The sequence below is a fragment of the Burkholderia sp. Tr-20390 genome, from assembly GCF_017104595.1.
In the GTDB taxonomy this organism is placed as follows: domain Bacteria; phylum Pseudomonadota; class Gammaproteobacteria; order Burkholderiales; family Burkholderiaceae; genus Burkholderia.
In genome coordinates, this window is sequence record NZ_JAAGPC010000017.1 from 17,916 (window position 1) to 37,705 (window position 19,790).

Annotated in this window: 12 protein-coding genes; 7 read left to right on the forward strand and 5 right to left on the reverse strand. The window is 65.8% G+C overall.

What is annotated here, in order from left to right:
* Positions 1-112 precede the first annotated feature (112 nt).
* Positions 113-1,138: an AraC family transcriptional regulator gene (locus G3N98_RS07735; RefSeq protein WP_206147812.1), complete on the forward strand. Its 1,026-nt coding sequence runs from the start codon at positions 113-115 to the stop codon at positions 1,136-1,138.
* A 31-nt stretch (positions 1,139-1,169) separates the two neighbouring features.
* Here G3N98_RS07735 and G3N98_RS07740 read toward each other — a convergent pair whose 3' ends face one another.
* Positions 1,170-2,126 (reverse strand): mannuronate-specific alginate lyase, encoded by a 957-nt coding sequence (locus G3N98_RS07740; protein WP_206147813.1) that lies wholly within the window; start codon positions 2,124-2,126, stop codon positions 1,170-1,172.
* 397 nt (positions 2,127-2,523) lie between these two features.
* Between G3N98_RS07740 and G3N98_RS07745 the strand changes: the two genes are divergently transcribed.
* Positions 2,524-4,716, forward strand: a complete 2,193-nt coding sequence (locus tag G3N98_RS07745) for a TonB-dependent siderophore receptor (RefSeq protein ID WP_206147814.1) — start codon at positions 2,524-2,526, stop codon at positions 4,714-4,716.
* Between the two features lie 21 nt (positions 4,717-4,737).
* On the opposite strand, the gene G3N98_RS07750 is transcribed toward G3N98_RS07745, so the two are convergent.
* Positions 4,738-5,544 (reverse strand): response regulator, encoded by an 807-nt coding sequence (locus G3N98_RS07750; protein ID WP_206147815.1) that lies wholly within the window; start codon positions 5,542-5,544, stop codon positions 4,738-4,740.
* 1,140 nt (positions 5,545-6,684) lie between these two features.
* On the opposite strand from G3N98_RS07750, the gene G3N98_RS07755 reads away from it, so the two are divergent.
* Together G3N98_RS07755 and G3N98_RS07760 are read left to right on the forward strand one after the other, a co-directional pair.
* Positions 6,685-10,299: a YadA-like family protein gene (locus G3N98_RS07755; RefSeq protein ID WP_206147816.1), complete on the forward strand. Its 3,615-nt coding sequence runs from the start codon at positions 6,685-6,687 to the stop codon at positions 10,297-10,299.
* A 421-nt stretch (positions 10,300-10,720) separates the two neighbouring features.
* Positions 10,721-11,128 (forward strand): VOC family protein, encoded by a 408-nt coding sequence (locus G3N98_RS07760; RefSeq protein WP_206147817.1) that lies wholly within the window; start codon positions 10,721-10,723, stop codon positions 11,126-11,128.
* Between the two features lie 23 nt (positions 11,129-11,151).
* Here the strand turns inward: G3N98_RS07760 and G3N98_RS07765 are convergent, their stop codons facing one another.
* On the reverse strand, positions 11,152-11,682 hold the full coding sequence (locus G3N98_RS07765) for a toxin (RefSeq protein WP_206147818.1): 531 nt from the start codon (positions 11,680-11,682) through the stop codon (positions 11,152-11,154).
* Between the two features lie 259 nt (positions 11,683-11,941).
* Positions 11,942-13,036, reverse strand: a complete 1,095-nt coding sequence (locus G3N98_RS07770) for a hypothetical protein (RefSeq protein ID WP_206147819.1) — start codon at positions 13,034-13,036, stop codon at positions 11,942-11,944.
* A gap of 513 nt (positions 13,037-13,549) precedes the next feature.
* Here G3N98_RS07770 and G3N98_RS07775 point away from each other — a divergent pair.
* Together G3N98_RS07775 and G3N98_RS07780 are read left to right on the forward strand one after the other, a co-directional pair.
* Positions 13,550-14,764: an MFS transporter gene (locus G3N98_RS07775; protein ID WP_241025801.1), complete on the forward strand. Its 1,215-nt coding sequence runs from the start codon at positions 13,550-13,552 to the stop codon at positions 14,762-14,764.
* A 607-nt stretch (positions 14,765-15,371) separates the two neighbouring features.
* Positions 15,372-17,069, forward strand: coding sequence for a M4 family metallopeptidase (locus G3N98_RS07780; protein WP_206147821.1), 1,698 nt, complete (start codon positions 15,372-15,374; stop codon positions 17,067-17,069).
* A 262-nt stretch (positions 17,070-17,331) separates the two neighbouring features.
* Here G3N98_RS07780 and G3N98_RS07785 read toward each other — a convergent pair whose 3' ends face one another.
* Positions 17,332-17,538 (reverse strand): hypothetical protein, encoded by a 207-nt coding sequence (locus G3N98_RS07785; protein ID WP_206147822.1) that lies wholly within the window; start codon positions 17,536-17,538, stop codon positions 17,332-17,334.
* Between the two features lie 108 nt (positions 17,539-17,646).
* Here G3N98_RS07785 and G3N98_RS07790 point away from each other — a divergent pair, with 108 nt between their 5' ends.
* Positions 17,647-19,746 (forward strand): EAL domain-containing protein, encoded by a 2,100-nt coding sequence (locus G3N98_RS07790; RefSeq protein WP_346779078.1) that lies wholly within the window; start codon positions 17,647-17,649, stop codon positions 19,744-19,746.
* The last annotated feature ends 44 nt before the right edge of the window (positions 19,747-19,790 follow it).

A 19,790-nucleotide genomic window follows, 5' to 3' on the forward strand; every position in this document is an offset into this window, starting at 1 on the left:
GCGGCCGGACTGTCCGGATACTCCGGGCGCTATCCGGATCGTGCGGCGGATGCCCCCACATCGGGAATGCATGCACGGCGCGAGTGCAATGGAGCATGACGGGAGAACAGCGATGGCGCAATTTTCCGAAACGGGCTGGCTGCCGGATACGGCCTGTTTCAATCACGACAACCTGCTGCTGCAGTCGAACGACGTCGACGAGGTGCGCGCACGCGTCGCCGACGTCTTCAAGCCGCACCGGCTCACGCCGACCGGCGAATCGCGCGCGCTGCACAGCTGCATGCATCACGCGCGCTGGGGCAACCTCTCGTTGAACCTGCTCGATTATGGCGGCGGCGTCAGCATCGAGCCCGGCCCGCTCGAGCACTTCTTCCTGTTGCAGATCCCGTTGCGCGGCGACGCGGAGATCGAGTGCGGGTCGGCGCGTTTCGTGTCGTCGCCGGGCACCGCGTCGTTGATCTCGCCGACGCTGCCGCTGAAGATGCGCTGGGGCGACGCGTGTCCGCAAGTCATCCTGCGCATCGAGCGCGAAGTGATGGAGCGCCACGCGCAGCGGCATTTCGGCGACGACCGGCGCGCGCCGGTCGAATTCGAGCCGGAGTTCAGCCTGTCGTCGTCGCAGGGCGCGTGTCTGGCGCAGATGCTGCCGATCCTCGCCGGCGCGATCGCGACGGACGCGCATCCGCTGCGTCATCCGCTCGCGTTCGAGCAGCTCGAATCGACGCTGCTCAACCTGCTGCTGCACGGCCACCCGAACAGCGCACGCAACGGCACGCGGCACCTGCCGGTGGCGATCGCGCCGTTCTACGTGCGGCGCGTCGAGGACTACATCCGCGCGCATCTCGACGAGCCGCTGACGATCGAACGGCTCGCCGAACTCGCCGGCGTCAGCCCGAGCACGCTGTTCGCCGGCTTTCGTCATCGCCACGGCACCACGCCGATGGGCTTCGTGCGGCAGTTGCGCCTGCAACATGTGCGCGAGGAATTGCTGGCCGACGCGTCGCCGGGGCTCGCGTCGGTGACGGACGTCGCGCTGAAATGGGGTTTCGCACACCTCGGGCGGTTCGCGATCGAGTACAAGCGGGCGTTCGGCGAGTCGCCGTCGGCGACGCTCAGGATGCGGCGCGGGCGCGCCTAGCGGCTCACGCGGCAGTCCGCTCGCGGTTCCGCTACGGCAGCGGCACGCCCCAGACTGCCGTCACGTCCCCGCCGAGCCGCCATTCGGTGAACGGGCGGCGCGTTGCGATGATCGCCGGCAGCCGCGCGTCGTGAAAGCGCGCGTAGTACGGCTCGACCCAGCTCAGTTCATCGCGGAACGTCCACGGAAACAGGTCCTGCCTGACCGGTGTGATGGCGGTGAAGCTGGCGGGATCGTCGACCGCGTTGATGACCAGGTTCGCCAGGCGGCCGATCGCGCCGTCGTTTTCCCGATAGAGATCGATATGGCGCCGCTGCACGAGTTCCGCCGCGAACACGAGCGGGAGCAGCGCGAACGTGTGATAGTGCAGCGCGCGGTTGCCGCGTTTGACTTCCCGTGCCAGCGCACCATCGGGGCCGATGTCGCGGATGCCTTCGCGTACCCGCAGCAGCCCCGAATCGACGAGGCTCGCGTTGCCGGTCACGGTGCCGATGGCGATCAGGTCGAGTCCGGCCCAGTACACGAGGTTGTTGTGCAAATGGTTGATCGCTTGCGCATCGCGGGTGGCGATCGCGATGCGTTCGAGCCACGGGTCGATCGCGTCGAACCGGGCGCGGTTCGCGTCGCGTACGTCGCGCGGCATGCGCAGGATCACCATCGCGAAGTCGGTGCCGGCCCAGGAGCGCTCGTAGTCGCCCTGATAACCGGTGATCCGGCCCATCAGCGCGTCGGCCTGGGCCCAGCTTTCCAGCAGGCTCACCGCGCATGACCAGTCACCCTTGTCCGCCGACGCATTGAGCCGTGAAATGAAATCGCGCATCGGCTTCACGGCGCGCGCATAGCCGGCGGCGTCGTCATAGTAGCCAGGCGGGTCGATCGTCGTCACGGCGGCCGGGACGTCACAGGCGCGGGCCGGCGGCACGGCCCAGCAAAGTGCGCTCACCGCGAGCCACGCGGCGAGCAGGGGACGAGTCGACAGGCGGTGCATACGGTCCTCGGTGGTGACGTGACGGTGACGCGGCAAACACGGAAGCCGAACCGGGGGCGGACAACCTCGCGATGCAGGACGCGCGCGGCCGCCAAGGCACGACGAACCCCGTTGATGCGCGTGGGCCGTGCAGCCCGCGGCCCATTCCGGTGGCGCACGCAGTCTAGCGTCCCCGTCTTTCATCCGCCTTGCCCGGCGGCAGCCGACGACGCATTTTTTTGAGACTGCGCCCTATTCGCCCGGTATCATCGCTGCGCTCGCGACCGACGCCATGGGCCAGTGCATGCCGACTCGCGCGCAACCAGCATCGCCAAGAAGACAACACAGGGCGGACGCCGACGGCGCGTCGCGCCGCGATCGGGCCGAATCGGCCACCAGCACGACGGAGCAAGGAACGATGGCAACGGGCAGGGGAGCGGCGCGACGCGCGAGGGCGATCGCGGCCGGGAGCGCGTGGGTCGTGGCGGCGGCGGGCGGCGCACACGCGCAGGCATCGGGTGCGGCAGTCACGCCGCCGGCCGGCGCGGCGGCGGCCGTGCTGCCGACGATCGACGTGACCGGGAAGGGCAGCGGCGCATCGAGCGGGCTCGTCGGGCTGCGCACCACGGCCGGCACGAAGACCGACACGCCGGTGGCCGAGATCCCGCAAACGGTCAATCTCGTGACCGCGCAGCAGATCGAGATGACCGGCGCGGCCGACCTGAACCAGGCGCTGCGCTACGTGCCGGGATTCGCGACGTTCGGCGCCGACAGCCGCACCGACTGGTATGCGGCGCTGCGCGGCTTCACGCCGACGCTGTACGTCGACGGCGTCGCCGCGCCGAATACGGCCGTGATCGCGAACTGGCGCGTCGACCCGTACACGATCGACTCGATCGCCGTGCTGCGCGGGCCGACCTCGGTGCTGTACGGCGCGGGCGAACCCGGCGCGATCGTCGACGCGCACACGAAGCTCGCCGACGGCGAGCGCGTCCGCGACGCCGGCGTGCAGATCGGCAATGATGCACGCAAGCAATTCATGCTCGATGTCGGCGATACGCTCGACCCCAACGGCCGCTTTGCGTACCGTTTCGTCGGCGTGGCGCGCGACGGCAACGCGGTCACCGGCCCGAACGGCGACCGGCGCGTCGCGCTGGCGCCGTCGTTCCGATGGCGGCTGAACGCCGATACGTCGCTGACGCTCTCGGCGACGTTCCTGCAGGACGGCAGCGATATTTCGTCGAACTTCCTGCCCGCGTCGGGCACGGTGTTGCCGAACCCGAATGGCCGGCTGTCGCAGGACATCTACATGGGCGCCCCCGGCTTCAACGACTACCGGAAGAAGCAGTGGTCGCTCGGCTACGCGCTGGAGCACCGCGTGAATGCGATCTGGTCGCTGCATCAGGACGTGCGCTGGTCGCACCTGTCGCTCGACGACGCGACGGTGTTCGGTATCGGCTACGTGCCCCGCAGCAGCACCAACATGATGCGTTATGCGGGGCTGTTCCAGCTCAACTACAGCCGGTTCGACATCGACAACCACGCGCAGGCGCGCTTCGGCACGGGGCCGCTCGAACATACGCTGCTGCTCGGCGCGCAATATGACCGGCAGACGACGACCAACAGCGTGTGGCTCGCGCTGGCGCCGTCGCTCAACCTGTATCACCCCGTCTACCGGCCCGTCACGGACGCGATTTTCTCCGGCCCGACGTCGCTCGGCCACGTCGACCAGTACACGGCGATGAACACGTTCGGCGTGTATGCGCAGGACCAGATCCGCTGGCGGCGCTGGACGCTGACGCTCGGCGGCCGCGAGGATTTCGTCAATGCGCGGTTCGACGACCGGACGGCCGGCACGCAGGCGCGGCAGGACGTCAGTGCGTTCTCCGGACGCGTCGGGCTCACCTATCAGGGCGACGCCGGGCTGTCGCCGTACGTGAGCTATTCGACGTCGTTCGATCCCGTCATCGGCGTGAGGATGGTCGGCGGCGGCTTGCCGAAGCCGACACGCGGCAAGCAGACGGAAGCCGGGTTGCGCTGGCAGCCGCCCGGCAAGAACCTGCTGTTGAGTGCGGCCGTCTACCAGATCGACCAGACCAACGTCGCGACGCCGGCACCGGTGAGTCTCGACCCGACCGGCACGACGTCCGTGCAGACCGGCAAGGTGCGCTCGCGCGGGATCGAGCTGAGCGCGCTCGGCAAGGTCACCCGCGAGCTGTCGGTCGTCGCGTCGTATATGTATCAGGACGTCAAGAACGTGCAGGCGAACGACGCGTCGTTGAACCACTGGCCGGTGGCGGTGCCGCTGCCGCGGCAGATGGCGTCGATGTGGGCCGACTGGACCTGGCGCACGGGTATCCTGTCGGGCCTCGGGGTCGGCGGCGGCGTGCGCTACCAGAGCGCGTCGGCCGGCGCACCCGACAACTCGCTGACCGTGCCGAGCGTGACGCTGGTCGACCTGGCGCTGCACTACGAGATGCCGCACTGGCGGTTCGCGCTGAACGTCGCGAACCTGTTCGATCGCAGCTATGTGAGCGGTTGCCAGTCGTACGCCGTCTGCGTGTTCGGCAACGAGCGAACCGTGCTGGCCACCGCGAAATACAACTGGTAGTCGCGAACGCGCGCAGCGGCTCTACGCGTCGCGTTGCGGTTCCCGCCGCACGGCGCGTTCGCCGGCATGACGCTGGCGCCGCCACTCGGTCGGCGTGAGGCCGAAACGTTCGCGGAATGCGGTCGCGAAATTCGCCGGTGTGGAAAAGCCGATCTCCTTCGCGATGCTGGCAATGCTGAGCGACGTCGAATCCAGCAGGTCCTGCGCGATCCGCAGCCGCTCGTGCCGCAGATACTCGAACACCGTCTGGCCGAGGTTGTCGCGAAACGCGCGTGACAGCCGCTTTTCGTGCGTGCCGACCGCGCGGGCCAGCTGCTCGACCGTCGGCGGATCGTTCAGCGTCCGTGCCAGGTGGCGGATGGCCGCGCGCACGATGATGTCGTCGTCCTTGCCGGCCACGAACGGGCTTTCCGTGTCGACGAGCCGCTCGCGCTTCTCGCGCGCGAGCTGCACGCGAATCCGCGCAAGCACTTCCGCGGGCTCGAACGGCTTGACCACATAGTCGACGCAGCCGATGTCGAACCCCTCGAGGCGCTCGTGCAACGCGCCGGCCACGGTCAGGAAAATCACCGGAATCGCGCACGTCAGCGGATCGGCGGCAAGCAGCCGGCACGCGGTGAAGCCGTCCATGCGCGGCATGCGGACATCCATCAGGATCAGGTCGGGCATGAGCGCCTGCGCGCGCTGGCACGCCTGCAGCCCGTCGGACGCAATGCTGATCCGGCACCCCGTGCCGCGCAGGATGTCGATCAGCAAGCGAAGCTGGTCGGGCTGATCGTCGACGATCAGGATATGGGCGTCGCCCAATGCGGAGATCGATGGATGCATCGTGCACCTGTTCTGGAATGACTGCTGGCTGCGTTCCTGCGGGTGGCCGGCCCGGTTCGGATCAATCGTCGGAAGCTGCTCCATGGCGACGTACAAGCGCATCGACATTCGAATTTTGCCCCGCTACACGACGGACAACCGGTCGGCGTAATGCCTCGTATGGCGGGTTTTGATCACTGACCCGGTAAAGGCGCGAAGCGTTGCCGGCGTCGCGCGCTGAAAAGTGCGCGACTGCCGGTATCGATGCGAGCCGAATTGTAGGGGCATATTTCAATTCTTGCCAGACGCATTGACTCTATTTGCTTCAATCCGTTTTTCAGCTGCTTCAGCTTGTATGGTGATTCGTGTTTGGCGTGCGGCACACCGGTGCCTGTCCATTTCCGCCATTTTCATTTGGCACCGCCACGTGCGGTCGCGTAGTTCATAAATATTTTTGGGGAAATCTTTTGAGGAATTTTTCTTTAATACGCCTCAGCAAAGATTTTATCCGCCCGACAAAACATCTCGATTAATTTAGATGGCGCGAAATCGTTTGCGAGATGCGCGTTTTTAGCGTAACTATTTGAATGTATTGAATTTTACAATCTATAAAGAATGCCACCTTCAATAATTTTAATTCGTGTCTCATAATTCGTCCGAACTTTGAGTGCAGGGTTGCACCGAGCAACGCAAGGCACGGCGGGTTGTGACGGACGTTGTGCGATTCGGGTCCGAGGCATCACTTGATGTGACTCCGAGCGCATGTCCGCTGCGCGCAAGCGAAAATCCGGTTGCCGTGGATGAAATAAAAGAAGCGGGGTGGGTCGCGGTCAGCGCGACATCAAATCAGGGGTGTCCATAACGGCGGGTTGAATCTCCGGATTCAGTCGCTGGGCGAATTCGCCCATATAAAACGATATGCATTCCTAATGCATCACCAGGATTAACGGAACGGGCCGTCACACGAACGACGGGCCCGCGCTTTCGAACGTCCCGTCGCCACGAGCGGACGATGCGTGTCGCCTTCGGCACGCTCGAGCCGGGCACGGGCATCGGGTTCCGCACTGAAGTCGTAATCGCAATCGCAGTCGCAGCTGAAGTCTTCAACAAAACTAAGTAGTCCGTATTCAAACCAGACGCTACAAAACGGAGCAGAAGACCATGAAGAGGAAGCAGATTTCGGCGCTTGCCGCCGCCATGTTCACGGGTGCAGGTGTGCTGATCTCGGGCGCCGCGCATGCGGACAATTTCGTCGATCGCGGCAACCCGGACAACGCGCTGAGCGGTCAGTGCATCGACGGCACGAACCCGCTGTGTGTCGCGACCAAGAGCGGGAGCTACGTGGCGGTAAGCACGGCAAACGTCAAGATGGGCACGAATGCCAAGGCCGGCACCAGCGGGATCGCGATCGGTGACCAGTCGAATGCAAGCAGCAATGGCGGCACCAGCAGCGGCGGCGCGATCGCGGTCGGCGTCGGCGCGCAGGCGCTGGCGAACTCGGCCACGGCCATCGGCACGGTAGCCGTCGCACAAGGCAACACGGCGCTCGCCATCGGCCGCCAGTCGGCCGCGGTCGGCGATTTCTCGATGGCGCTCGGCAACGTCGCCGATGCGCACGGCACCAGCTCGATCGCACTGGGCCACTCGGCGCTCGCCAGCGGCGATCGTTCGGTCGCGATCGGCGGCGCCAACCCGACATCGAGCGACGGCGTGTCGGCCGGCGCGTCGTATGACGCGGCCACCCAGACGCGCGCCGGCGGCACGCAATCCGTCGCGATCGGTGCTGGCGCGCAGACGAACGACAACAACCAGGTGGCGATCGGTTCGGGCAGCGTCGGTGCGAACAATGGCGGCACGCCGGTGTTCGGCGGCACGGCCGCGCCGGTTGGCGGCGCGGTGTCGTTCGGCGCGATCGGCAACGAGCGCCAGCTCAAGAACGTCGCGGCAGGCGCGGCCGATACGGACGCCGTCAACGTCCAGCAGCTGAAGAACGTGAACGGCACGCTCAGCACGAGCATCGCCACGGTCGACGCGCGCGTGACGTCGGTCGGCAATTCACTGTCGACCACGATCTCGAACGTCGACCAGCGCGTGACCAACGTGGGCAACAGCCTCAGCACCAGCATCGTGACCGCAACGAAGAACGTCGTGAAATACACCGACGATTCGCATGCGGCGATCGCACTCGACGGCGCCAACGGCACGACGATCAACGGCGTCGCGGCCGGCGTCGCCGACACCGATGCGGTCAACGTCGGCCAGCTGAAGGGCAGCGTCGCGCCGCTGCAGACGTCCATTTCGACGGCCACGTCGAACATCGCGAACCTGCAGGCCAGCGTCACCGGCATCAACACCTCGCTGAGCACGGCAACCACGAACATCAGCAACCTGCAGGCAGCCGATGCACGCAACGTGAAGTACGACGGCCAGAGCGGCTTCGACTCGGTGACGTTTGCCGGCACGAACGGCACGACGCTGCACAACGTCGCGGCCGGTGTCGCGAATACCGACGCCGTGAACGTCGGCCAACTGAACGGCGGCCTGTCGTCGCTCAGCACGAGCGTGACGAACAGCATCAGCACGACGCTCGGCAACCTGAGCACGTCGATCACGAACCAGATCGGCAACGCGACGAAGAACGCCGTGCAGTACGACGATGATGCGCACGGCGGCGTGACGCTCGGCGGCAAGGGCGCGCAGTCACCGGTCGGCCTGCACAACGTGGCGGACGGCATTGCCGCGGGCGACGCCGTGAACGTCGGCCAGCTCGGCAAGGCCACCGACACGCTGAACCAGTCGATCACGAATGTCGGCAACAGCGTCACGACGCTCGGCAACCAGGTGACGACGAATACGGGCAACATCGCGGCACTCCAGCAGGACGCGCTGCTGTGGAACACGAACCTCGGCGCATACGATGCGAGCCACGGCGGCAACGGCCCGCAACGCATCGGCAACGTCGCGGCCGGCAAGAACGGCACGGATGCGGTCAACGTCGACCAGTTGAACGCGGCGATTCAGGACGGCACGAGCCAGCTCGATGCGCTCGCGGTGAAGTATGACGACGCGAGCAAGAAACAGGTTTCGCTCGGTGCAGGCAACGGCGGGAGCCCGGTGCGACTGACCAATATCGCGGCAGGCAACGTCGCGGCCGGCAGCACCGACGCGGTGAACGGCGCGCAACTGCGCCGCGCGACCGACGGCACCGCAGCCGCGCTGGGCGGCGGTGCAACGGCGAATCCGGACGGTTCGATCAGCGCGCCGGCCTATAAAGTCGGCGGCGGTTCGTTCAACAACGTTGGCGACGCACTCACGAACCTCGACGGCCGGGTCGGCAGCAACACGACGACGCTCGAGAATCACGAAACGCGCATCGGCAACGCCGAAACGAACATCGCCGGCAACACGGCCGCGATCGCCGGGCTGCAGCAGGACGCGCTCCAGTTCGACCCGAAGGCCGGCGCCTACAACGCGGCGCGCGGCGGCGCACCGACGAAGCTGACGAACGTGGCCGACGGCAACATCGCCGCGGGCAGCACGGACGCGGTGAACGGCGGCCAGTTGTCGGGCGTGAAGTCGTCGCTCGAACAGCAGATCACGCAGGTGTCCAACCAGGCGGGCGAGGCCGTGAAGAACGTCGTCAAGTACGATGTCGACACGAACGGCAACCGGCTGAATTCGGTCTCGCTGATCGGCGGCGACACGAATGCGGCCGTCGTGCTGAAGAATGTCGCCGCGGGCACCGACGATACGGACGCGGTGAACGTGAAGCAGCTGAAGGGCGTGCAGTCGAGTCTGAACCAGCTCGGCGCGCTTGCGGTGCAGTACGACGACAGCTCGAAGAGCTCGATCACCCTCGGCGGCGCCGGCGGCACGCGCATCACCAACGTGCAGGCGGGAACGCTCAGCGCAACCAGCACGGACGCAGTGAACGGCTCGCAGCTCTACGCGACCAACCAGCAGGTCGCGAAGAACACGACCGACATCACGAACCTGCAGGGGAACGTGACCAACATCGCGAACGGCAAGGCCGGCCTCGTGCAGCAGCAGGATCCGAACGGCGCGATTACGGTCGGGAAGGACACCGGCGGCACCAGCGTGAACTTCTCCGGCACGTCGGGCGACCGCGTGCTGACCGGTGTCGCGGCGGGCGTGAAGGACAACGACGCGGTCAACATGGGCCAGTTCAACAATGCGCTGAAGAACGTGGCGGCCAACGACCAGATCCGCGCGGCGGCGACCGATGCGAACACCACGTGGATCGCGCGAGCCGATGCGGGTGCGATCGGGTCGACGGCGACGGCAACCGGCAAGAACGCGGTGGCGGTCGGCCAGGGCTCCGTCGCCGATCGCGACAATTCGTTCTCGGTCGGCGCGAAGGGCAGCGAGCGCCAGGTCACGAACGTCGCGGCCGGCACCGCGCCGACCGACGCGGTGAACGTGCAGCAGCTGAACGACAACCTGTCGGCCGCGTCGACTCAGGCGAAGGGCTACACCGACCAGCGCATCGGCCAGGTGTACAACTCGTTCAACGACCTGAAGAAGGATATGTACGGCGGCGTGGCATCGGCAATGGCCGTGGCCGGCCTGCCGCAACCGACGGGCGCGGGCCGCTCGATGGTCTCGGCGGCGACGTCGAACTATCACGGCCAGCAGGGTTTCGCCGCCGGGTACTCGTACGTGACGGAAAGCAACCGCTGGGTCGTCAAGGCGTCGGTGACGGGCAACACGCGTTCGGACTTCGGCGCGGTGGTGGGCGCGGGTTACCAGTTCTGACGTCATCCGTGCAGCATCGATTGACTGGGGGTGCCGGGCAGCGGTCGTGATGCCCGGCACTGGCGGGAAATCCGTGGCCCGGGGTGGGTTTGTCACCCTCGGGCCATCGACGCTTGATGCGTCACGCAAAGCGACAGGGATGCGCCGAGCGCGCCCGGCAGTCCCTGCCGCTTGCCTTGCGCCCGGGGCTCACACGGCAAACACAGCGAAACGAGGGAGCAGGCCCATCGCGGCCGAATGCGAATAGCGCGATCCACGACGATTGCAACGGCGCCCCGGCCCCCGGTTTCATGCGGGTTTGCGGGCGGTCCGGACGGGCGACTAATGCGAGTTGTCGAACGTGAGCGCCGGCTCGTATTCTGAATGCGTCGGGCGGAACGGCATGGGGCCTCCGCCGATCCACGCATGACAGGGACTCGAAATGACAGCCATTACGCAAACCATGAAGCTCAACCACCTGAGCTTCCCGTCGGCCGACACACGGGCGACGGCCCGATTCTTCGAGCGGCACCTCGGTTTCACGATCGCGGGAAGCTGGGAACAATCCTGGATCCTCAAGCGCCCGGGCTTCGACGTGGTGATCGATCACGTCAGCGACGACAGGCCGGCATGGCCGGCGAATTTCCACGTCGGGTTCGAACTGCCGAGCCTCGATGAGGTTCGCACGTTGTTCGAGCGCTTCAGTGAAGAGGGCGTCGAGATGGTGACGGACGTCTTCAACAACGGGCGCGGTTCGCGTTTCTTCTGCCGCGCACCGGGCGGCGTGATGTTCGAACTGAACACGCGCGCGGATGCCGCGCCGGAATATCAAGGCACGTTCGACGACTGACGCAGGTAAGCGTCGCGCCGCGCTCAGCCGCCGGCGCGGGCCAGCCTGTCGATGACCGCGCGGGTGTGCGAAGGCCGGGTGATTTCCGTCCAGTGCAGATGCGCGAATGTCGGGTCGTCACGCAGGGCGGTGAACTTGATGCGATTCCTGGCGAACGTGGTGTACGACCACAGCAGCACCGACTCCCGGGAGAATGCCATCCGCAGCGATTCACGATTTCCGTGCGAAAGCTCGGTGCGCATGAGCCCGCGGCTCAACGTGCGCCAGAGCACCCGGGAGAACACCGTTCGCCGCCCGAAGTTCAGCCAGATCACGTGCGTGGCTCTCGACCAGAGCGCGTCGCGCACGGCGCTGTAGTTCCCGTCGGCGACCCAGCGGTCGCCGGCCGTCGCGGCCAGCACGGCGCTCTCGAACTGTTCCGGCGGCACGGCTGTCCAGCCGGGGCCCCAGTAGAGTCGATCCAGCTCGATGCAAGGGCAGCCGGCTGCTGCCGCCAGCGCGCTGGAAAAGGTGGATTTCCCCGCTCCGCTGGTTCCAACGACGATGAAGCGCATGGGTTTGACCGCGGCTGAATCTTTGAAGCTGCGTATTGTGCCCCATGCGTGCCCCATGCGTGCCCCATGCGTGCCTCATGCGTGCCTCATGCAGGAAGCGGCCCCTCGAATGCCGCGGTTCATCGTTGAATCTTCGCGATGCCCAGGCTTGCTCCGCCAACCCATCTGCATTGGAGGGGCAGCCTGGTCAACGCCGAATCAGCCTGACGGGCTGTTGCCCGGCCCCGTCACACGCAGGCTGACGACGGAACCCTTCCGGTCACTTCTTGAGCGACACCACCATGTTCTGCGTGTTGCCGACGCGAACGTACTCGAAGCGGAGTTGCCGGTCGTTCGACTGCGGCACTCCGTCGATGGCGACGACCTGCTTGTGCAGCATCGCCGACTGGTCGAACGCGCTGCCGGCGCCGTAGAAGGTGAACTTGCCCGTCGCCTTGGACTCGGGTGTCGACTGGAAGTTGAACAACCCCTGGGGATACGTCTTGTTGCCCAGGAAATCGAAAGGTTTTCCGCCGGAATACGTATCGAATTCCACGTTGGCGTTGTGCGAGAGGGAAAACGTTGCCGTCGACGCATTGTCGTAAAACTCGACCGCGTCGGTAACGAACTTCGCATTGGCATCGTCCTGAGCCCAGACCCGCACGCTTTTGCGCAACGTAATCTGCTTGCTCGTCATCGCGCTCTTCGCACGCCTTCCGAACGCGAGACGCGATTCGGCGATCTCCATCTTGCCGCCCGTCGATTCCATGTGCAGCGAGTAATCGTTGCCCGGAACCCGGGGCAGCGCCGCCGGCAGAACGGCATACTCGCTGAACGTCAGCACGATCTCTTCGGCACGGACATTCACCGCGGACTGGCCCTGGATACGCAGCTTCTTGGTGCTGGCGTACAACCGGCAGGAGACGTCATAGCGGCTGGCGCCGGCCAGTTCCAGATCGAGGAGAAGGTCGATATACATGCCGAGCAACGGCGGGACCAGGCCGCCCGCATTCACCGTATCGAAACGGCTGACCTCGAACGCGGCGTCGACGATCCTGAAGTTGACGAACGGGTGACCGATGAGCTTGTGCGGATACGGACCCATCGTGAAATCGACGCCGCGCGCATCGCCGGAGATGCCGCGCATCACGAGGGCACCGCTACGAAGATCGATTTCAACGGGCGGGATGTCGTTGTCGAAACTTCCGCCCCATACCGACGACTGCCGGGACAGCAGCGTCAACGTTCCGGCGGGAGCGATCATCGAGAAGGATTTGCCGGCTTCCTTGTCGAAGGAAGGGGCGCTCACCTCATTCGTACCCGCCGTGCTGTATGTCTGGTTTTCATTGGGCTTCCAGATGAAGATGTCTGGCATGATGCTCTCCTGATTGATTCGAACGGTACGCACGGGAGCGTTGAATGCTTCCCCGTCAGTCTCGAGGTTGATCGAACGACGACCGGCGCTTGATTGGCTCTGTTCGACCCGCCTGAAGTCAGGCGCATGGCGAAAGAGTGACGCCAATATAGGACCGGTTTTTTCCAGAATCGATTACACGTGATTACGCGGCGCGGCGTGCCGGCAGCGCCTGTATCGGGGGGCGAGCAGATGTGTCCGGGCCGGGTAGCCTCGCCGTCCCGCAACGGCCATTTGAATGTGACATCGACGTCGGCTGTTCGCTGCCTGCTCCTTTGTACGACCCGCCACGGCAATCCTGCCGCACACCGCGGCGGCCAACCCCGACAAGATCAAGAGAAAGAGAGAAACGATGGCGACCGAATCCGGGTTGCGGGACAGCATGCATGTGCGTAGCACCCGCGACGGCAACCCGTCATGTGTGCACGGATGGGTAACGGCCAGGCCCGCGTCTCGAGCGAATCGGGGGCTGGCATGAGCGACAAACCCGTTCTTGCCGCCGGCACACCGTGCGAACCGGCCGCGTCGACTGCGTCCCTGATGGCGCTGGCGTGCCTGGTCGTGTTCATGGCGCAAATGGCGACGACGGTCTACCTGCCGTCGCTGCCTGTCGTCATGCGCGAACTGAAGATGACGCAAGGCGGCGCCGAGTTGTCCATCTCCGCCTATGTGATCGGCGCGGCGCTGCCGGTGCCGTTCTGGGGCGCCGCCGCGGAACGCTGGGGCAGGCGCGGCCCGTTGCTGATCTCGCTGCTGCTGTTCGTCGCCAGCAGCCTGCTGCTCGCCGTCTGCACGGTCGCGCCGGCGCTGCTCGCGTTGCGCGCGATCCAGGGCATCGGGGGCGGTGGCGCGGCGATCATCGCCAGAATCATCGTCCGCGACTACTGGCGCGGCGACGAACTGGCGCGACGGCTGTCGGTGTTGTCGATCGCCTTCATCACCGCGCTGGGCGGCGGCCAGTTCGTCGGCGGGCTGATCGGCCGATACAGTCACTGGCAAACGGGTTTCGTGCTGATGGCCGTCATCGCCGCGCTGGCGATCGGCCTGTCGGTGGCGTTGCCGTTGAAGGCGGGAAGCCGCACCGCGGTCACGTCGGGGATGGCCGGCACTTACCGGAGCCTGCTGCGGCGCCCGGGTTTCCTATGGCCGGCTTGCGCGGGCGGGTTGGGGTTCGCGACGACGGTGACCTTGCAGGAAGTGAGTCCGTTCGTGTTCCAGGAGCATTTCAGGCTGGCCGTGACGAGCTTCGGCAGTATCGGCCTGTTGCTCGGTGTCGCCTATTTCAGCGGCGCGATGCTGGTCAATCGCGTCGTGAAGCGGCTCGGCGGCGTGCGGCTCATGCATGCCGGTGCCGCGCTGGTTGCGCTCGCAACCACGTTGATGCTGGCGTCGTGGCTGGGTGGGCTGCTGGATCATTTCGGCGGCCTGTGGATCTTCATCGCGCTGTATTGCCTCGCGATTTTTGGCCAGGCGGTGCTGTTTCCGAACAGCATGGCGACCGCCGTCAGCGATGCGCACGAACATGGCGCGCATGCGATGGCCTTGTGCGGTTTCCTGCAGCAGGGACTGGCGGGCATCGCGGCGACGGCCGCGGTGCTGCAGCACCACGGCGGCACGTGGGTGCTCGCCGTGTTCGTGCTGGGCGCGCTGACGTGGCTGGTGGTGCGGTTCAAGGTGAGGGCCGGCTAGGCAGCGGACGTCAGTGAATGGTGCATCGGCCGCACGCGCCTTCCTCGGCAACAACCGCGTGCGCAAGAGAACGTGTGACGTGCACATCCGATGGGTTGCGCCGCGCCGCTCAAGCGAAAGATTCGTAGAAAGCATTACCTCGTGCGCCGCTCGGCAGGCTTTCACTACGAATTCAAAGGCATCGCCGTCAAAATCGAGAATCGAAAGACCATTAAAAGTTTCATTGGCGCGCCGGCAATGGCAACAATCAAAATAAATATTTAATAAAGCAACTAGTGTCTGGCGCATTACCCCCGGCTTTACCTCATTCGTCCTGCCCGACCCGCGCCACATGCGGCCTTTCCCAGGCAGCACCGGCCTCTCCGACACATTCCCCCGACGCAACCTTGTCGATCCCGTCATCGCAGCCGACGAGATCATTTCAAATTTCTCACCAAACAATGACTCGATTAACGCCGATGACAGTAAAAAATAAACTGTCAGAAAATATCTTGTAATTATAAAAATGACCTTCTAGCATCCCTCTGCGGTTCGTGACATGTCTTACATCAAAGTCTGTACTTGATGCATTCCTCGAACATCACCCACTTATAAGCCGGGGGATTACATGAAGAAACTGTCTCGTCTGCTGTCCATCTCCGCGATTACCGTCGCGAGTCTCAGTGCTTTTGCCCAGGCCGGCGACCAGTCGGCTACGGTCGACAAGGCACTGCAACTGATCCAGCAGAACCCGTCCGCCTTCAGCCTCGCAGCCGGCGGCGCAGCACGCACGTTGAAGTTCGCAGGGCCGCAGGCGAGCGCGCCGGCGGATGGCGATCAGTTCCAGGTGCGCGACGTGATCGTCGACCCCGACGGCACCGAGCACGTGCGTTTCGACCGCTTCTACGCGGGCCTGCCCGTGATCGGCGGCGACGTGGTGGTCCATTCGAGCAAGGGGCAGTTGAAGCAGGCGAGCGTGACCCAGCTCGCGCCGATCAATCTCGCCGGCACGATCGGCAAGGTCGGCGACCGCGCGGTCGTACGCAACGCACCCGACATCGGCGCTGCCCGGGTCAAGCGCATCGCAGCCGCGCGTTTCAACTCGGACGTGCGCCGCGTCGATGACGCGGAACTCGTCGTGTTCGCACGCGACGTCACGCCGACGCTGGCCTACGCGGTACGCGTGTACGGCAACGCGACCGATGTGCATGGCGACGCGGTGCTGTACTACGTCGATGCGCGCACCGGCACCGTGCTCGACGCGCAGGACCTGATCAAGACCGCCGCCGCGACCGGCACCGGCCGCTCGCTGTACTACGGCAACCTGACGCTCACCACGGACCAGACGGGCACGAACGCGTACCGGATGCTCGATCCGAGCCGTGGCTCCGGCTCGGTCTACGACGGCCGCGGGCTGACCTCGGACGACGTCGAGCGGGCGACCGACCTGCCGATCTTCACGAGCAGCACGAACGTGTGGGGCAACAATACGACCACCGACCGGCAGACCGTCGCCGCCGACATCGACTATGGTCTCGCGCTGACTTGGGACTACTACAAGACGACGCACAACCGCAACGGCATCTTCAACGACGGCCGCGGCGTGAAGAGCTATGCACACGTGGTGTTCAACACGGGCAGCGGCACGACCGGCGCGAATGCGGCATGGCTGGATTCGCACGTGATGGTGTATGGAGACGGCCAACCCGGCACCAGCCTGCCGAAACCGGTCGTGTCGGTGGACGTCGCCGGACACGAGATGAGTCACGGCGTGACCGAGGCCACGGCCAACCTGAACTACTCGGGCGACGCGGGCGGCCTGAACGAGTCGACGTCCGACATTTTCGGCACGCTCGTGAAGTACTACGCCAACAACCCGAACGATCCCGGCAACTACGTGATCGGTGCGCGCGTGGTGAGCGGCGGCCTGCGCAAGATGTACAAGCAGGATCTCGACGGCCGGTCGTTCAGCTGCTACCCGTCCGGCGGATTCTCGTGGTCGAATCCGCGCCACGATCCGCATTTCACGTCGGGCGTCGGCAACCGCCTGTTCTACCTGCTCGCGGAAGGCCCGACGGTGCCGTCGACCGATACCGGCCTGACGAAGGCGCAACTGGTCTGCAACGGCGACACGACCTTCAGCGGCGTGGGCCGCGAGAAGGCCGGCAAGATCTGGTACCGGACGCTGACCGTGTATCTGAACGCCAACTCCAGCTACCCGAGCGCGCGTCGTGCGTCGATCCAGGCGGCGAACGACCTGTATGGCACGAACTCGGCCGAAAGCGCCGCGGTCGCTCGCGCGTGGAGTGCGGTCGGGGTGAATTGATGGCGGTTGTGTGAGTGCGTTGAACGCCCGGAGCGCGTGTGGTAGACCCTTCGCTTCGGCGAAGGGCGAACCGGTCGAAGCCACGTGACGCCCGGGCGAATGAAGGGCAGCCGTTGATCGACCGCCTGCGATTGCAGGCGGTCGATTTTTTGACGTCCGGCTTTCACGACACCCGCCGTCTATCCTGCTGATCTCGCCGCGACGCGTCACCCGTCACCCGTCACCCGTCACCCGTCACCCGTCACCCGTCACCCGTCACCCGTCACCCGTCGCGCCGTTCGTCGGAACGCGCGCGTTCCGTCCAATCGATCACCTGTGCGGTGGCGTGCCATTCGAGCGCGATGTGCTCGGCCTCCGCTGCAGCCCGAATCTCCTTTCCCCCATCCTGCCTCGTTCCGGCACTTTTTCCCCAAAAAATATCTGCCGGGCAATCGTTTGCGCCGGGGCGCGCGGCGTTCAGTTTATTCATCACATGCCGATATCTGGAGGGCGCGCCTGATCGAAGCGGCATTGCCCCCCGCCGCGTCGATCGGGCATGGCATCGGCCCATGCGACGGATAGGGGAACAAAGGTTTTGGTGACAGTTTTCGGGTGCATCGTTCATCGGCACAACCACTGGCTGGTGTTGCTTGCCGCACTGCTGTGCGGAGGCGGCTCGTGGGTCACCGCGCGCCTGTTCCAGCGCACGGTGAACACCTCCGGCACGCAGCGGCTCGGCTGGCAGGTGCTGACGGCCATTTCGGCCGGCGTGGCGATCTGGTGCACGCACTTCATCGCGATGCTCGGCTTCGACGCCGGCGCGCCCGTGCACTTCAACCTGCCGCTCACGCTCGTGTCGCTGCTCATCGCGGTCGTGGGCAGCACGATCGGCTTCGCGCTGACGACCTGTCGCATCGTCAAGGTCGCGCCCGCGCTCGGCGGCGCGATCGTCGGCGTGGCGATCGTGCTGATGCACTACACCGGCATGCTCGCGTGGCGGGTCGAGGGGATCGTGTCGTGGGACGTCGGCTACCTGGTCGCGTCGGTGGTCCTGGCGATGACGCTCGCCGCGCTCGCGCTGCACCTCGCGATGCGGCCGTCGCCGCACGCCGTCAACCAGATGGCCGGCGTGCTGTCGCTCGCGATTCTCGCGTTGCATTTCACCGGGATGTCCGCGCTGCGCATCACGCCGCTGATGCTCGACGGCAACTGGACCGACATGAGCGATATGCGCCCGCTGGCGCTGGCGGTCGCGGGCACGTCGCTCGTGATCGTCTGCACGGGGCTCGTGAGTTACGTGATCGACAGCAACGTACGGGCCGAATCGCTCGAACACCTGCGCCGGCTGGCGCTGAGCGACATGCTGACCGGCCTGCCCAACCGGGCCAGCTTCAACGAGCGGCTCGACCTCGAAATCGCGCTTGCGCAGGAACAACGCACGAAGCTCGCGCTGATCGGCATCGACCTGAACCGCTTCAAGGAAATCAACGACCTGCGCGGCCACCACGCCGGCGACGAGGTGCTGCGCATCCTCGCGCGCCGCATGACGAACCTGCTGCGCGAAGGCGAATTCGTCGCCCGCATCGGCGGCGACGAATTCGCGGCGCTTTGCCGGATGGACGACGACACGCGCCTGATGGATCTGCTCGAACGGCTCGAGCCGGCGCTCTACAAGCCGGTCAGGCTGGACGACTACGAGGTCGTGCCGGGCGCGAGCTTCGGCGTCGCCATCTACCCGGACGACGCCGCCACCAAGGCCATCCTCATCAACAACGCGGACCTCGCGATGTACCGCGCGAAGGGCAGCATCGCGCAATCGATCTGCTTCTACGAGCCGGCGATGGACCTGATCGTCCGCGCGCGCCGCAGCCTCGCGGCCGACCTGCGCCGCGCGGTGGCCGACAACCAGCTGAGCATCCACTACCAGGTGCAGACGTCGCTCGCGACCGGCGAGATCCGCGGCTACGAGGCGCTGCTGCGCTGGCAGCACGCGACGCTCGGCACGATTCCGCCCGCCGAGTTCATTCCGCTCGCCGAGGAAAACGGCGTGATCCTGGACATCGGCGCCTGGGTGCTCCGCGAGGCCTGCGCGCGGGCGGCCACGTGGGAGCCGCCCTATGCGGTCGCGGTGAACGTATCGGCCGTGCAGTTCATGCACGCGGACCTGACGGCGCTCGTGGCGGACGTGCTCGAAGCCACCCGCCTGCCGGCGTCGCGCCTGCAGCTGGAGCTGACCGAATCGACGATCTTCGCCAGCCGCGAGCGTGCGCTGGACACGCTGCGGCAGATCAAGGCGCTGGGCGTGAGCATCGCGCTCGACGATTTCGGGACCGGCTATTCGTCGCTCGACACGCTGCGCTCGTTCCCGTTCGACCGCATCAAGCTCGACCAGTCGTTCGTCGCGGACGCGGAAGCGAAACCGCAGGATCGCGCGATCATCCGCGCCGTGCTCGCGCTCGGCAAGAGCCTGGGCATTCCGATCCTGGCCGAAGGCATCGAGACGCACGACCAGCTGGCGCTGCTGGCCGACGAAGGCTGCGACGAAGCGCAGGGCTTCCTGCTCGGCAGGCCCGCCCCCCTCAACGAGATCGTCGGCAGCGGGCAGATTGCGCTGACCGGCGGCAACCGCGTCCGCACGGCGGTTCCTGCGTCCGAATCGGCCGTCGCGGCCGATTTCGACCCGGACCCGCTCGGGTAACCCTCGACGCCGGACACGGCAGCCCGCCCCCGGGTTGCCGCCGG